Below are 14,317 nucleotides of genomic sequence, written 5' to 3' on the forward strand. Positions count from 1 at the left end.
TTGCGTCACTCCTCAAGAGACTGCGATAGCTTGCCGCAATGAAGGAAAAACTCTCGCTCGCCACCGCCCGCCGCATCGCATTGGCGGCCCAGGGATTTGCCGACCCGCGCCCCACCGGCGCGATCACGCGGCGTCACCTGCAGCGCGTGCTCGACCGCACCGGCCTGCTCCAGATCGACTCGGTCAGCGCGGTCGTGCGCGCCCATTACATGCCGCTCTATTCGCGACTCGGCCCCTACCCCATGGCCCTGCTTGACGATGCCATGGCCCCGAAGAAGCGCATGCTGTTCGAATACTGGGCGCATGAAGCGTCGCTGCTGCCACTGGAGACCTTTCCGCTGTTGCGCTGGCGCATGGCGCGGGCAGAGGACGGCATGTATGGCGGGCTTGCCAAGTTCGGCCGTGCGAACAGGCCCTATATAGAAGAGATCTTTCGCCAGGTGGTCGACCGCGGTCCGATCGCCGCTTCCGACATCGAAGGCTCGAAGGGCTCCGGCGGCTGGTGGGGCTGGAGCCAGGAAAAGCATGCCTTCGAGTGGCTGTTCTGGGCCGGCCGCATCACCACCCATTCGCGCCGCGGCTTCGAACGCCTCTACGACCTGCCAGAGCGCGTGCTCCCGGCCGACATCTACGACCGGCCTGTCCCACAAGCTGAGGACGCGCATCGCGAACTGCTGCGAATCTCCGCCCGCGCCCACGGCGTCGCCACCGGCATCTGCCTGCGCGACTATTTCCGCCTGTCGCCCGCCGACATGAAGGGCCGGCTCGAAGAGCTGGTCGAACTGGGTGAACTGATTCCCGTCCGTGTCGAAGGCTGGGACCGGCAGGCCTATCTCCACGCCGATGCCCGCATTCCGCGCAAGATCCATGCACGCGCCCTGCTTGCGCCCTTCGATCCGCTCGTCTTCGAGCGCACCCGTGCCGAGCAATTGTTCGACTTCCGGTACCGCATCGAAATCTACACCCCGGCGGAGAGGCGCCAGTACGGCTACTACGTCCTTCCCTTCCTTCTGGGCGAGCGCATCGTCGCCCGCATCGACCTGAAGGCCGACCGTCCGGCGGGTATCCTGCGCGTCCACGCCGCCTATGCAGAGCCCTGTGCTCCGCCGGAAACCGCAGCCGAACTTTACGAAGAACTCCAGCAAATGCGCGGCTGGCTCGGCCTCGAGCGCATCGAGGTGACGCCCGCCGGCGACCTTGGACCCGGCCTGAGCGACATTGCGGGTCGCTCCGCCTCGTTGACTCCACCCCTCGCGAAAGCCTAAATCGCCCACAGACGGTCCTTCGCCCGCAACGGCGAAGGCTAAGAGGGAATGCGGTGCGCGCCGGTGGCGTCAAATCCGCGGCTGTCCCCGCAACTGTGAGCGAAGAGCCAAGCTCGAAGACCACTGGGATTTTCCCGGGAAGGCGAGCGAAGGCGACGATCCGCAAGCCAGGAGACCTGCCGTCGCAGACATTGATCCGATCGCCTGGCGGGTGCCCCGGGCAAGGAGCCTGGATTTGGACTTCGACGACAACCTTCCGGTCGCATCAGCCGACGCATCCTGCGATGCAGCCGACGCGCGCTCATGCGACGTGACCATTCTCGTCTGCTCTTCTTGCCGCGACGAAACCGGCTCGGACGCCCATCCCCGCGCCGGCGCCCAGCTTGCCGAACACGCCCGCCTCGCCGCCAATGGCGAGATCGCCGTGCGCAGCGTCGAGTGCCTGGGCAACTGCAAGCGCCGCCTCAGCGCAGCACTGATCCGCGACGGCGCGTGGAGCTACGTCTTCGGCGATCTCAACACCAATTCGGGCGACGATCTCGTCGCCGGCGCAAAACTCTTCGCCACCTCGACCGACGGCCTGATCCCCTGGCGCGGTCGTCCCGACAGCCTCAAGCGCGGGCTTATCGCGCGCATCCCACCACTTGCTCTCATCAAGGAAGACACATGACCGCCTCCGTCGAACGCGTTCCCTGCACCGTCGTCACCGGCTTTCTCGGCGCCGGCAAGACCACTCTGCTGCGCAACATCCTTGAGAACTCCAAGGGCAAGCGCCTCGCAATCATCGTCAACGAGTTCGGCGATGTCGGCATCGACGGCGAGATTCTCAAGGGCTGCGGCGTCGATGCCTGCCCGGAGGAAAACATCGTCGAGCTGGCCAATGGCTGCATTTGCTGCACCGTCGCCGACGACTTTGTCCCGGCCCTCGACCAGATCCTGTCGCTTACGCCAAGGGTTGACCACATCCTGATCGAAACTTCGGGCCTGGCGCTGCCCAAGCCGCTGGTCCAAGCCTTCCAGTGGCCGACGGTCAAGAGCCGCGTGACGGTCGACGGCGTCATCGCCGTTGTCGATGGCCCCGCGCTGGCCGCAGGCAAGGTCGCCTCCGACATGGAAGCGCTTGCCGCCCAGCGCAGCGCAGACGATTCGCTTGACCACGACGACCCGGTCGAAGAAGTGTTCGAGGATCAGGTCGCCTGCGCCGACCTCATCATCCTGTCCAAGAGCGACCTGCTCGACGAAGCCGGTCACGCCCGCGCCACCGCCATCGTTCGCGAGCACCTGGCACGCGCCGTCAAGATCGTGCCGTCGGCGCATGGCAAGGTCGATCCGTCGGTTCTGCTCGGCCTCGGCCTCGCCGTCGAGGACGACATCGAAAACCGCAAGACCCATCACGACGGCGCCTTCGACCACGAGCACGACGACTTCGACACCTTCGTCATCGAAATCCCGTCGATCGCCAACCCCGACGAACTGGCGAAGCGCGTCGCCACCGCCGCCGAAGAAGAAAACGTGTTGCGTGTAAAGGGCTTCGTCGACGTCGGCGGCAAGCCGATGCGCCTGCTCGTCCAGGCTGTCGGTCCGCGCGTCAACCACTACTACGACCGTGCCTGGGCCGCCGGGGACGACCGACGCTCGCGCCTGGTCGTTATCGGCCTCAAGGGCCTCGACCGCCCGGCCATCGAGCGTATCCTGGTCGGCTGAACCGGACAGGTTGGATGCACATCCTCACCACCACCTCCGCCTCGCTCGATGACCTGATCGAGCCTGTCGACCTCAGGCAGAAGCCTGCGGATGTGGTGGCGCTGTCCTTCACCGACAGCGATCTGGCCGGCCTCGCCAGCGCCTGGAAGGCGGATGCCGAAAACCTGCCGTCGATGCGGCTCGCCAGCCTGCGCGACCTCCGCCATCCGATGTCGGTCGATCTCTGGATCGACAGCGTCGCCTGCCACGCCAAGGTCATCCTCGTCCGCATTCTCGGCGGCCACGACTGGTGGCGCTACGGCTGCGACCAGCTTGCCGCGATGGCGCGCGAAAAAGGCATCGCGCTGGCGCTCTTGCCGGGCGAAAGCCACGACGAGGATCTCAGGCTGATCGAGGCCTCGACCCTGCCGCGCACCGAACTCGACGCCCTGCTCGGCTATTTCCGCGAGGGCGGCCCGGAGAACATGAAGGCGCTGGTGGCCCGGCTGGCAGGATTGGCCGGTGGCAAAGGTGCCGTCGCCGCGCCGGTTGTGGTGCCGAAGGCGGGTTTCTACGATCCCGAGCGTGGCATTCTCAGTGATCTAGAAGCCTTTTTGGCCGGAAATGGTGGCGACCCTTCGCCCCCCCCTCTGTCCTGCCGGACATCTCCCCCGCAAGGGGGGAGATCAGCTGAGGCACGGCCTTCGCTAATCCCCAATGGCGCAAACGAGGCGCTGTCGCTGGAACTGCCAATCTCCCCCCCTGCGGGGGAGATGTCCGGCAGGACAGAGGGGGGTGCGAAAGAGCGCAATGCCTCCAGCGCCTCTGTCGTCCCCATCCTCTTCTACCGCTCGATGCTGCTGGCCGCCGATGTCGCGCCCATCGACGCTCTGGTCGAAGCGCTGAAAGCGCAAGGCCTCCGCCCTGCCCCGATCTTTGTCTCAAGCCTGAAGGACAGGGACTCGCTCGCCTTCGTCGAGGTCGCCCTCGCACAGCTCAACCCCGCCGCCATCATAACCGCAACCGCCTTCGCCGCCGGCGCCGAACCGGGCACGGAAACGCTGTTCGACCGCGCCGGCGTGCCAGTGTTCCAGGTCATTGTCGCCACCACCCGCCGCGAAGCCTGGGAAGGCAGCCCGCGCGGCCTCGCGCCGGCCGACCTTGCCATGCATGTGGTGATGCCCGAGCTCGACGGTCGCATCCTCGTCGGCGCCATCTCGTTCAAGGCGGAGAGCGAAGTCGACCCAGCCCTCGGTTTCCGCGCCTTCACCAACCGCCCAGAACCTGACCGCGTCGAGCAGGTCGCCCAGCGGATCGCCACGCATCTCCGGCTGCGCGAGACTCCGCCCGAAAAGCGCAAGCTGGCGATCCTCATCCCCGACTATCCTAGTGCCCCCGGCCGCACCGGCTATGCCGTTGGCCTCGACGTGCCATCAAGCGTGCTCGCCATGCTGCACGACCTCAAGGACGCTGGCTACACGCTTGAATCGATTCCGCAATCGCCGCGCGCATTGCTCGACCTGATCGAGGCTGGCGGACATGGGCTGGCGCTCGAAGATTATCTTGTGCTGGCCCAAGATCTGCCTGAGGAGGCAAGGAAAGCTGTCGAAGCGGCGTGGAGCTATCCCGAGGCGGAGGCTACAGGCGGAAGTGCGCGCTCTACGTTGCCCCACTTCCCCTTCCGCGCCGCCACCTTCGGCAACGTCACCGTTGCCCTTGCGCCTGATCGTGGCCGTTCGGCCGATCGCCGCGCCGACTATCACGACCCGACGCTGCCGCCGCGCCACGCGCTGCTCGCCTTCGGCCTCTGGCTGCAGAAGTCGCTCGGCATCCACGCCATCGTCCATGTCGGCGCCCATGGCACGCTCGAATGGCTGCCGGGCAAGGCAGTGGCACTGAGCCGGAACTGCTTCCCCGAAATCGTCACCGGCTCGCTGCCGGTCGTTTACCCATTCATCGTCTCGAACCCCGGCGAAGCGGCCCAGGCCAAGCGCCGGATTGCAGCCGTGACCCTCGGCCACCTGCCGCCGCCGCTCGCCGCCGCCGGCCTGGACGAACACCAGCAGAAGCTCGAACGCCTCGTCGACGAATACGCCCAGGCCGACGGCCTCGACCGTCGTCGCCGCGACCGCCTGGCCAAGCTCATCGTCGAAACGGCGTCGCAGACCGGCCTTGCCGCGGAGGCCGGCGTCGCCGGAACCGACGCGCCCGACGAAGCGCTGCGCCGCATCGACGCCTGGCTCTGCGACCTCAAGGATTTCGCCATCAAGGACGGCCTGCATATCTATGGCCGCGCCGAAGAGAATGAGCCTGATCAAGCGCGCCTTGCCAGCGCAGAAGCCGAGCGGAAAAACCTGATCGCCGCGCTCGACGGCCGCCATATCAAAGCCGGCCCAGCAGGCGCTCCGGCGCGTGGCCGCACCGACGTGCTGCCCACCGGGCGCAACCTGTTCACGTCAGACCCGCGCACAATGCCGACGCCGACGGCCTTCGACCTCGGCAAGGCAGCGTCCGACGAGGTCATGCGCAGCTACCTGCAGAGCCACGGCGAATGGCCGCGTGCGCTCGTCATCGACCTGTGGGGCAGCGCTTCGTTGCGCACCGGCGGCGAGGAGATCGCGCAAGGCCTGGCGCTGATGGGCTGCCGGCCACAATGGGACGCCGCCACCGGTCGCGTCACCGGCATCGAGGTGCTGCCGCCGGCAGCGCTCGGCCGCCCGCGCGTCGATGTCACCTGGCGTATCTCAGGCCTGTTTCGCGACATGTTCCCGACCCAGATCGCGCTCATCGACGCCGCAGCCCACGCCGTTGCCACCCGCGACGAGGACGACCACGACAACCCGCTCGCCGCCAGCACGCGCGCCGCGGGCAAGGTCGAGCCACGCATCTTCGGCTCCTCCCCCGGCACCTATGGCGCCGGCCTTGAGGACCTGCTTTCCAGCGGCGACTGGCAGGCGCGCGAGGACCTCGGCCGCGCCTATCTCAATGCTGCCTCCCACGCCTATGGCGGCTCCGAGGGCGAAGGTATTTCCGCGCCAGGCGCCTTTGCCGGCCGCATCGCCGAGGCCGACCTGCTTGTGCACACCGGCGACGACCCCGGCCGCGACATTCTCGAAGGCTCCGCCGACGTCGCCTTCATCGGCGGCTTCGCAGCAGCGGTCGCGGCACTCGGCAAGCACGCCGACGTCATCGTGCTCGACACCTCGGATCCGCAGAAGCCGCGCCCGCGCTCGGTCACCGAGGCTGTCGGCCGCGTCGTCAGGGCACGCGCCACCAATGCCCGCTTCATTGCCGGCCAGATGCGCCATGGCCCGCGCGGCGCCTCCGAATTCGCCGAGACGGTCGACAGGCTGATCGGTTTTGCCGAGACGACCAACGCCATCCCGGCCACGCTGATCGAGGCCGTCCACGACGCCTATGTCGGTAACGAGGACGTGCGCAACTTCATGCTGCGCGAAAACCCGGCGGCGGCAAAATTCATCGCCGAGCGTTTTGCCACCGCCCGTCGGCGCGGCCTGTGGCACCCGCTGCGCAACTCCATCGACGACGATCTCGCTGCCCTCATCGCCGAGGCTGAAGCGCGCGAGGTTGCGGCATGACCGGCTTTTCCCGCCGCGGCGCCTGTCCGGCCCTTTCGGCACCGATGTCGACCGGCGACGGCCTGTTGGTGCGGCTCAATCCGCTTGCCGGAGAAATCAAGCCCAACGTCTTGATCGGACTCTGTGAATCCGCGGCACGGCATGGCAACGGCATCGTCGAGGTGACTGCGCGCGGCAGCATCCAGATCAGGGGCTTGACGTCGGAGAGTGCTTGCTTGCTGGCGCAAGAAGTCGACGCGTTGGGGATCGCAGTACGCACCGGCGTGCCTGTCGACACCAGCCCGCTCGCCGGCATCGACTCCAAGGAGACCACCAATCCCACGCCACTGGCCGCAGCGATCCGGACAGCGATCGAGCGGGTCGGGCTCTCGCCTCGGTTGGGGCCGAAGGTGTCCGTCGTCGTCGATGGGCGTGGCCAGATCGGGCTCGGCGCGATCATCGGCGATGTCCGACTGGTGGCAAAGGATGCCGAGCGCTGGCGCTTGTCGGTGGCCGGCGACGAGAGCTCGGCGCGTTTGGTCGGTGAATTCGATTCCGACGCCGCATGCGCGGTCACGCTCGACATTCTCCAGGCAATTGCGGCACTCGGCCAGCAAGGCCGCGCGCGTGACCTTGGCCCGGATGTCATAAGAGCTGTCGTTGTAAGGCCGGAGACTTCTCATTCCTTCGCCCCCCCCTCCGTCCTGGAAGCGGGGGGTGCGAAGGATCGCTACCCAACTGATTCAAAAACTGAGCACTCCACTGCAACCGATTCATCCCCCATCGGAATCCTCACGCTCACTGGCACCCAAATCGCCCTCGGCATCGCCCTGCCCTTCGGCAGCATCGACGCCCCGACGCTGATCGCCTTCTGCCAGGCAGCGAGCGATGGTGGCGCCACCGGCATCCGCCCTGCGCCCGGCCGCAGCCTGCTTGTCATGGGTCTTGACCGCCCGTCCGCCGCCACGCTCACCGCCACCGCCCAATCCCTCGGCCTTGTCACCTCGCCCGCCGATCCCAGCATTCGCATCGCCGCCTGCCCCGGCGCGCCGGCCTGCGCTTCGGGCATGATCGCCGCGCGCGACGTCGCCGCCGAAATTGCCCGCGAGATCGGCGAAAGCCTCGACCCGACGCTGTCGCTGCACATCTCCGGCTGCGCCAAGGGCTGCGCCCATCCGGGCCCGGCCACGCTCACCATCGTCGGTGACGAAAAGGGGGCTGCATTTGTCGTCGGCGGAACGGCAAAGGGCCTTCCGGCCGCCTACACCGCAGGATATGAAGCCGCGCGCGGCATGGGCCGCCTCACGAAATTGCTCGCCCAGGAGCGCAAGCCGGACGACAATGCCGCCGCTTGCCTCGCAAGGTTGGGCGCAAAGCGCCTCGCGCAAGCTCTGGCACAGGAATGAACATGGCCGCCTACGACTACATCCATGATGGCACGGCCATCTACGAACGCTCCTTCGCCATCATCCGCTCGGAGGCAGACCTCAAGCGCTTCTCCGAAGACGAGGCCGACGTTGCGGTGCGCATGATCCATGCCTGCGGCCTGGTCGAAGCGGCCGAACATTTCGTCTTCTCTGAAAACTTCGTCTCCGCCGCGCGCGGTGCCTTGCAAGCCGGCGCGCCGATCTTCTGCGACGCCGAAATGGTGGCGCGCGGCGTCACCCGCGCCCGCCTGCCCGCAGACAACGAGGTGATCTGCACGCTGCGCGACCCGCGCACGGCCGAAATCGCCAGGGAGATCGGCAACACCCGATCGGCCGCCGCGATCGACCTCTGGGCCGACAGGCTCGCCGGCTCGGTCGTCGCCATCGGCAACGCACCGACAGCCCTGTTCTACCTGCTCGAGAAACTGCGCGACGGGGCGCCCAAGCCTGCTGCCATCATCGGCATGCCGGTCGGCTTCGTCGGTGCGGCCGAATCCAAGGACGCCCTGGCCGAGAACTCCTATGGCGTGCCCTATGCCATCGTCCGCGGCCGCCTCGGCGGCAGCGCCATGACGGCCGCTGCCCTCAACTCGCTGGCGAGGCCCGGCGTATGAGCGCTCCCGCTGCAAAGGGCCGCCTCATCGGCGTCGGCACTGGCCCCGGCGATCCCGAACTTTTGACGCTCAAGGCCGTGCGTGCGCTGGCCGAGGCCGACGTGATCGCGCATTTCGCCAAGCGTGGCGCCAATGGCAACGCCCGCACCATCACCGATGCGCATTTCCGCGACGACGTTATCGAGTTGCCGCTCGTCTATCCAGTCACCATCGAGATCGACAAGGATCACGACGACTACCGCGCCGCCATCACCGGCTTCTACGAGGAGTCGGCGCAATCCGTGGCCGCCCATCTCGATCAGGGCCGTACGGTTGCGATCCTGTCGGAGGGCGACCCGCTGTTCTACGGCTCCTACATGCATCTGCATGTGCGCCTGTCGCATCTCTACCCGACAGAGGTTATCCCCGGCGTCACCGCCATGTCCGGCTGCTGGTCGCAGACGGGCGTGCCGATAGTCCAGGGCGACGACGTGCTGTCGGTGCTGCCGGGCACGATGAGCGAGTTCGAGCTGACCCGCCGCCTCGCCGATACCGACGCTGCGGTCATCATGAAGGTCGGCCGCAACCTGCCCAAGATCCGCAAGGCGCTGGAAGCGACCGGCAAGCTCGGCCGCGCGCTTTATGTCGAGCGCGGCACCATGCCGAACACCCAGCACATGACGCTGGCCGACAAGACAGACGACAAGGCGCCCTATTTCGCCATCGTGCTGGTGCCCGGCTGGGCAGGCAAGCCGGGAGCGGACAATTGAGCGGCCGCCTCGTCGTCATCGGCCTCGGCCCCGGCAATCCGGACCAGGTCACGCCGGAAGCCAGCCGCGCGGTCGCGGAAGCCAGCCATTTCTTCGGCTACAAGCCTTATCTCGACCGGCTCGAGCTGCGCCCTGACCAGACCCGCGTCGCCTCCGACAACCGCGAGGAGATCTCGCGCTCCAACGCGGCACTGGAGATGGCGGCAAGCGGCCACAGGGTCGCAATGGTCTCCGGCGGCGATCCCGGCGTCTTCGCCATGGCCGCAGCCGTCTGCGAAGCCATCGAGGCCGGCCCCCGGGAATGGCGCGACATCGAGCTGTCAGTCGTTCCTGGCGTCACCGCCATGCTGGCTGTCGCCGCCCGCGTCGGCGCGCCGCTCGGCCACGATTTCTGCGCCATCAACCTGTCGGACAATCTGAAGCCATGGGACCTGATCGAACGCCGCCTGGTCGCGGTCGCCGAGGCAGGTTTCGTCATTTCGCTCTACAACCCGATCAGCAAGGCCCGCCCCTGGCAACTCGGCAGCGCGTTGGAAACCCTGCGCAAGCATCTGCCTGCCACGACGCCCGTCATCTTCGGCCGCGCCGCCGGCCGGCCCGATGAGCGCATCGAGATCTTCACGCTTGGCGAAGCCGATGCGGCCAAGGCCGACATGGCGACCTGCGTCGTCATCGGCTCGCCCGAGACGCGCCTGATCGAACGCGACGGCAAGCCGCCGCTGGTCTACACGCCGCGCTTTTCCGCCGGGGTCACGAAATGATCGACCATCTCGGCCATTGCAGAGACATCAGGAGCCGACGGGACATCGGGCAGATGCGGCCGGCGGAACAGGATCACCTCGATGCCGAGCTGTCTGGCCGCCGCGATCTTGCCGTAGGTCGCCTGCCCGCCGCTGTTCTTGGCGACGATGACATCGATCCTGTGCGCCTCAAGCAGGGCCCGCTCGTCCGCCTCGGCAAACGGCCCGCGCGCCAGGATGTAGGTCGCATCGGGCACGCCGAGCGGCGGCTCGATCGGATCGACGCTGCGAATGACGTAAGCATGCTGGGGCGCGGTCTCGAACGCCGCCACCTCCTGCCGACCGAGCGCCAGGAACACGCGGCGCGAAGTTTGGCCCAGCGCGGCGACGGCCTCTTCGCCATTCTCCACCTGCGTCCAGCGGTCGCCATCGACTGTCTTCCAGCCAGGACGGCGCAAGGCGAAGATCGGCACACCCGATATCCGAGCCGCCTCCGCCGCATTGGCCGAGATGCGCGCCGCATAAGGATGCGTGGCGTCGATCAGGAGATCGGTCTTGTGCCCGGCCAGCCAATCGGCCAGCCCCTGCGCGCCGCCGAAGCCACCTGTTCGTACCGGCACCGGCTGCTCGGCCGGGTTTTCGGTCCGGCCCGCCAGCGAAAGCAAGATGTCGAGATCGCCACGCGTGGCGAGCTTGGCCGCCAGCTGCCGCGCTTCGGTGGTTCCGCCCAGGATCAGAATATGGTGGGTCATCATGCCTGCTGAATTCGACGCACCGACGCAAGAATGGCTGACCGTCATCGGCATCGGCGAGGACGGTGTAGCGGGTCTCGGCGACGAGGCCAAGCGCGCGATATCAGGCGCTGCCCACGTCTTCGGCGGCAAGCGTCATCTGGCGCTGGCAGCAACGCTCATCGCAGGCGCAGCTCGTCCATGGCCGACGCCCTTCGACAGCGAAATGCGTGACGTGGTCGCCCTGCGCGGCGAAAATGTCTGCGTTCTGGCTTCGGGCGACCCGTTCCTACATGGCGTCGGCGTCACGCTTTCGCGCGTCGTGGCATCAGCGGAAATGCGGGTCGTTCCGGCCCCGTCTGCCTTCTCGTTGGCCGCCTCGCGGCTGGGCTGGGCGCTGCAGGACATCGAAACGGTTTCGCTCCACGGCCACGCCATCGACCTGATCCGCCCGTTGCTGCAGCCGGGCGCGCGCATCATTGCACTCACCTCGGATGGCGAAGCGCCGACCCAGATCGCAGCCCTTGTCACCGGCAACGGTTTCGGCGCTTCGCGCCTGACGGTGCTGGAGGCCCTCGGCGGTGAAAACGAGCGCATCCGCGTCACGAAGGCCAGTGGCTTCGACCTTGAAAACATCAATCCACTCAACGTCCTGGCGCTCGAGCTTGAACCCGGATCGCAGGCACGGATCCTGCCGCTTGCTTCAGGTCTCGCCGATGGCTTGTTCGAGCATGACGGCCAGATCACCAAGCGCGAGATCCGCGCGGTCACGCTTTCCACCCTCGCGCCCCGCCGCGGGGAGTTGCTGTGGGATATCGGCGCCGGCTCCGGCTCGATATCCGTCGAATGGATGCTGTGTCACACCTCGCTGCGCGCCATCGCCATCGAACACAATGCCGAGCGCGCCGAGCGCATCGAACGCAATGCCAGCGCCTGCGGCGTGCCGGGTCTCACGGTTGTCAGGGGCGCAGCGCCTGACACCCTCACCGGCCTGCCGACGCCAGACGTCATCTTCATTGGCGGCGGCGGCTCGGACGCCGGCGTCTTCGATGCGGCCATCGCGGCGCTTCGATCAGGCGGTCGCCTCGTCGCCAACGCCGTCACGCTCGAAATGGAAACATTGCTGCTGTCGCGCCATGCCGCGCATGGCGGCGATCTTCTGCGCCTTCAAGTCTCCCGCGCCGCCCCTGTTGGCTCGATGACCGGCTGGCGGCCGGCAATGCCGGTCACGCAGTGGAGCTGGGTGAAGCCATGATGGTTGCAGGCATTGGCTGCCGCAAAGGCGCAGCACACGAAGACATCCTCTCGGCAATCGAAACCGCACTCGAGGCGCACGGCCTGGCGATCACCGCATTGACCGCACTCGCCACGGCAACGCTCAAACGCGACGAACCGGGCATCCTCGCTGCCGCGCGCCGGCTCGACCTGCCCTTGCTTGTCGTCGACGACGAGGCGCTGGCTGCTGCTGCGTCGCGTACGCTCAGCCATTCGCAAGCCTCGCAGGACGCAGCAAACACGCCATCGGTCTCCGAGGCATCAGCGCTCGGCGCCGCCGGTGGCGATGCCACCCTGTTTGGCCCGCGCACGATCGTCGGCCCCGCCACCTGCGCCATCGCCACGTCTGGAGCCACAGCTTGACCGTTCACTTCATCGGCGCCGGCCCGGGCGCGGCAGACCTCATCACCGTGCGCGGCAGCCGCCTGCTCGGCTCCTGCCCGGTCTGCCTCTATGCCGGTTCCATCGTTGCGCCGGAGCTTTTGACCTATTGCCCCGCTGACGCCCGGCTGGTCGACACCGCGCCGATGTCGCTCGACGAGATCGAGGCCGAGTATGTCGCCGCCCACAAGGCCGGCCGCGACGTCGCGCGCCTGCATTCGGGCGACCTGTCGGTATGGAGCGCGGTTGCCGAGCAGATCCGCCGGCTGGAAAAGCACGGCATTCCCTACACGCTGACCCCCGGCGTACCGTCCTTCGCGGCGGCAGCGGCGGCGCTGAAGCGCGAGCTGACGATCCCCGAAGTCGCCCAGAGCTTGGTGTTGACCCGCACCTCCGGCCGCGCCTCGAAGATGCCTCCGGGCGAAACGCTTGCCGGATTCGGCCGCACCGGCGCCACGCTTGCCGTCCACCTGTCGATCCACGCCATCGACCACGTCGTGGCCGAATTGACACCGCATTACGGTCCGGATTGCCCTGTGGCGGTCGTCTTCCGCGCCTCCTGGCCGGACGAGCGCATCGTCAAGGGCACGCTGTCGACGATCGCAGCCGAACTGGCCAAGGACCCGATCGAACGCACAGCTATCATCTTCGTCGGCCAGTCGCTGGCGGCAGAGGAATTTCGCGAAAGCTCGCTCTACGACGCCTATTATCAGCGCCGCTTCAGGGGCCGCGACGGGCTATGAGAGGCGGCGAAGGGCGCATGCCCCATCAGCTCTCCCTCGCGGTTGAAGACAAGGATCTCGACCGCAACGTCCGCCTTGTCGAACACGGCGGCAGCCGTGCGCCAGGCAGCAGCCGCCACCGCATCGCCGATAGCGATGCCGGCCTTGTTGGCCTCGATGAAGGCCTCGGCAACGGTGTTGGCGCCCTTGATGCGGGCTTCGAGTTCGGCATCCGCCCCGGCCTCTACCGCGACTGCGGCCAGGCCATCGAGATCGGCCGAACCGCGGTTCGAATGCACGTCGAGCATGCCTTGCGCCAGCTTGGTCATCTTGGCGACGCCGCCGGCAATGGTGACCTTCGCCACCGGGTGGGCGCGGATGTATTTCAGCATGCCGCCGACGAAGTCGCCCATGTCGATCAATTGCACCTCATGCAGACCGTGGAACTTCTGCACCGCAATCTCGGAAGCATTGCCGGTGGAACCAGCGACATGGTCGAAGCCCATGGCGCAGGCCACGTCGACGCCGCGATGGATGGAGTGGATCCAGGCCGAGCAGGAATAGGGAATGACGATGCCCGTCGTCCCCAGGATCGAGATGCCGCCCAAAATGCCCAAGCGCGGATTGAGCGTCTTCAGCGCCATCTCCTCACCGCCGGCGACGGAAATCTCGACCTCGACATCGGCGCCCTCGCCCAGCACCTCGGCCACGACGCCGGCGATCATCTTGCGCGGCACCGGGTTGATCGAGGCTTCGCCGGGCGGAATCGGCAGGCCCGGCCGCGTCACCGTGCCGACGCCCTTGCCCGCCTTGTAAACAAGACCGCCGCCGGCAGCGCCCGGCCGCACCGTGCTCATGACCAGCGCACCATGTGTGACGTCAGGGTCGTCGCCGGCGTCCTTGACGATGCCAGCCATTGTCCAGCCATCGCCGCGTTCGTTTTTGGCCAGCGCAAAGGCCACGTTCTGCCCACCCGGCAGCACGATCTCCACCGGGTCGGGAAACGCACCGGTCTTCAATGCCAGACACGCCGCCTTGGTGGCGGCGGTGGCGCAGGCTCCGGTGGTCCAACCGCGCTTGAGCGGACGATCTTCTTCATTCATGACGCGATCTATAGGCTGGCACAGCCTGTGCGTCATCGGCGAAAGCGAC

13 protein-coding genes and 1 riboswitch are annotated in these 14,317 nt (G+C 67.2%); of the genes, 11 read left to right on the plus strand and 2 right to left on the minus strand.

Features of this window, described 5'->3' with window-relative positions:
* Nucleotides 1-38: 38 nt before the first annotated feature.
* The 8 genes from ACSQ3E_RS00985 (at nucleotide 39) to ACSQ3E_RS01020 (ending at nucleotide 10,077) form a co-directional block, all read left to right on the plus strand.
* Entirely contained in the window at nucleotides 39-1,265 is a 1,227-nt protein-coding gene (locus tag ACSQ3E_RS00985) for a winged helix-turn-helix domain-containing protein (RefSeq protein ID WP_436121251.1), read from the plus strand.
* Nucleotides 1,261-1,463, plus strand: a riboswitch (cobalamin riboswitch). Its footprint overlaps the gene before it by 5 nt.
* A gap of 37 nt (nucleotides 1,464-1,500) precedes the next feature.
* Nucleotides 1,501-1,935, plus strand: a complete 435-nt coding sequence (locus ACSQ3E_RS00990; protein WP_436121252.1) for a DUF1636 family protein — start codon at nucleotides 1,501-1,503, stop codon at nucleotides 1,933-1,935.
* Nucleotides 1,932-2,969 (plus strand): cobalamin biosynthesis protein CobW, encoded by a 1,038-nt coding sequence (cobW, locus tag ACSQ3E_RS00995; protein WP_436121253.1) that lies wholly within the window; start codon nucleotides 1,932-1,934, stop codon nucleotides 2,967-2,969. Before ACSQ3E_RS00990 ends, cobW begins: the two co-directional genes overlap by 4 nt.
* Before the next feature lie 14 nt (nucleotides 2,970-2,983).
* Nucleotides 2,984-6,547 (plus strand): cobaltochelatase subunit CobN, encoded by a 3,564-nt coding sequence (gene cobN / locus ACSQ3E_RS01000; RefSeq protein ID WP_436121254.1) that lies wholly within the window; start codon nucleotides 2,984-2,986, stop codon nucleotides 6,545-6,547.
* Nucleotides 6,544-7,932, plus strand: coding sequence for a precorrin-3B synthase (cobG, locus tag ACSQ3E_RS01005; RefSeq protein ID WP_436121255.1), 1,389 nt, complete (start codon nucleotides 6,544-6,546; stop codon nucleotides 7,930-7,932). The genes cobN and cobG overlap by 4 nt, the downstream gene beginning before the upstream one ends.
* Nucleotides 7,933-7,934: 2 nt before the next feature.
* Nucleotides 7,935-8,567, plus strand: a complete 633-nt coding sequence (locus ACSQ3E_RS01010) for a precorrin-8X methylmutase (protein ID WP_436121256.1) — start codon at nucleotides 7,935-7,937, stop codon at nucleotides 8,565-8,567.
* The gene (locus ACSQ3E_RS01015; RefSeq protein ID WP_436121257.1) at nucleotides 8,564-9,316 is read left to right on the plus strand and encodes a precorrin-2 C(20)-methyltransferase; all 753 of its coding nucleotides are present in this window, start codon (nucleotides 8,564-8,566) and stop codon (nucleotides 9,314-9,316) included. Before ACSQ3E_RS01010 ends, ACSQ3E_RS01015 begins: the two co-directional genes overlap by 4 nt.
* Nucleotides 9,313-10,077 carry a precorrin-3B C(17)-methyltransferase gene (locus ACSQ3E_RS01020; RefSeq protein WP_436121258.1) on the plus strand — a complete coding sequence of 255 codons (765 nt, stop codon included), beginning with the start codon at nucleotides 9,313-9,315 and terminating at the stop codon, nucleotides 10,075-10,077. The genes ACSQ3E_RS01015 and ACSQ3E_RS01020 overlap by 4 nt, the downstream gene beginning before the upstream one ends.
* Here the strand turns inward: ACSQ3E_RS01020 and ACSQ3E_RS01025 are convergent.
* A complete protein-coding gene (locus ACSQ3E_RS01025) occupies nucleotides 10,041-10,808 on the minus strand; it encodes a cobalt-precorrin-6A reductase (RefSeq protein ID WP_436121259.1) in 768 nt (255 codons plus the stop codon). The genes ACSQ3E_RS01020 and ACSQ3E_RS01025 overlap by 37 nt on opposite strands.
* Before the next feature lies 1 nt (nucleotide 10,809).
* On the opposite strand from ACSQ3E_RS01025, the gene cbiE reads away from it, so the two are divergent.
* Genes cbiE through cobM form a run of 3 tightly spaced genes read left to right on the plus strand, consistent with a single transcriptional unit; the run spans nucleotide 10,810 to nucleotide 13,186 of the window.
* On the plus strand, nucleotides 10,810-12,042 hold the full coding sequence (cbiE, locus tag ACSQ3E_RS01030) for a precorrin-6y C5,15-methyltransferase (decarboxylating) subunit CbiE (protein WP_436121260.1): 1,233 nt from the start codon (nucleotides 10,810-10,812) through the stop codon (nucleotides 12,040-12,042).
* Nucleotides 12,039-12,425: a cobalamin biosynthesis protein gene (locus tag ACSQ3E_RS01035; protein ID WP_436121261.1), complete on the plus strand. Its 387-nt coding sequence runs from the start codon at nucleotides 12,039-12,041 to the stop codon at nucleotides 12,423-12,425. The genes cbiE and ACSQ3E_RS01035 overlap by 4 nt, the downstream gene beginning before the upstream one ends.
* Entirely contained in the window at nucleotides 12,422-13,186 is a 765-nt protein-coding gene (gene cobM / locus ACSQ3E_RS01040) for a precorrin-4 C(11)-methyltransferase (RefSeq protein WP_310317456.1), read from the plus strand. Before ACSQ3E_RS01035 ends, cobM begins: the two co-directional genes overlap by 4 nt.
* On the opposite strand, the gene ACSQ3E_RS01045 is transcribed toward cobM, so the two are convergent.
* The gene (locus ACSQ3E_RS01045) at nucleotides 13,153-14,268 is read right to left on the minus strand and encodes a cobalt-precorrin-5B (C(1))-methyltransferase (protein WP_436121262.1); all 1,116 of its coding nucleotides are present in this window, start codon (nucleotides 14,266-14,268) and stop codon (nucleotides 13,153-13,155) included. The two genes, cobM and ACSQ3E_RS01045, sit on opposite strands and share 34 nt — an antisense overlap.
* Nucleotides 14,269-14,317: the final 49 nt, after the last annotated feature.

Source organism: Aminobacter sp. LjRoot7 (assembly GCF_964252895.1).
GTDB lineage: Bacteria > Pseudomonadota > Alphaproteobacteria > Rhizobiales > Rhizobiaceae > Aminobacter > Aminobacter aminovorans_B.

Coding starts and splice junctions, on each gene's coding strand:
- ACSQ3E_RS00985 (WP_436121251.1), top strand. CDS start 39: ATGAAGGAAAAACTCTCGCTCGCCACCGCCCGCCGCATCGCATTGGCG.
- cobW (WP_436121253.1), top strand. CDS start 1,932: ATGACCGCCTCCGTCGAACGCGTTCCCTGCACCGTCGTCACCGGCTTT.
- cobN (WP_436121254.1), top strand. CDS start 2,984: ATGCACATCCTCACCACCACCTCCGCCTCGCTCGATGACCTGATCGAG.
- cobG (WP_436121255.1), top strand. CDS start 6,544: ATGACCGGCTTTTCCCGCCGCGGCGCCTGTCCGGCCCTTTCGGCACCG.
- ACSQ3E_RS01010 (WP_436121256.1), top strand. CDS start 7,935: ATGGCCGCCTACGACTACATCCATGATGGCACGGCCATCTACGAACGC.
- ACSQ3E_RS01015 (WP_436121257.1), top strand. CDS start 8,564: ATGAGCGCTCCCGCTGCAAAGGGCCGCCTCATCGGCGTCGGCACTGGC.
- ACSQ3E_RS01025 (WP_436121259.1), bottom strand. CDS start 10,808: ATGACCCACCATATTCTGATCCTGGGCGGAACCACCGAAGCGCGGCAG.
- cbiE (WP_436121260.1), top strand. CDS start 10,810: ATGCCTGCTGAATTCGACGCACCGACGCAAGAATGGCTGACCGTCATC.
- ACSQ3E_RS01035 (WP_436121261.1), top strand. CDS start 12,039: ATGATGGTTGCAGGCATTGGCTGCCGCAAAGGCGCAGCACACGAAGAC.
- ACSQ3E_RS01045 (WP_436121262.1), bottom strand. CDS start 14,268: ATGAATGAAGAAGATCGTCCGCTCAAGCGCGGTTGGACCACCGGAGCC.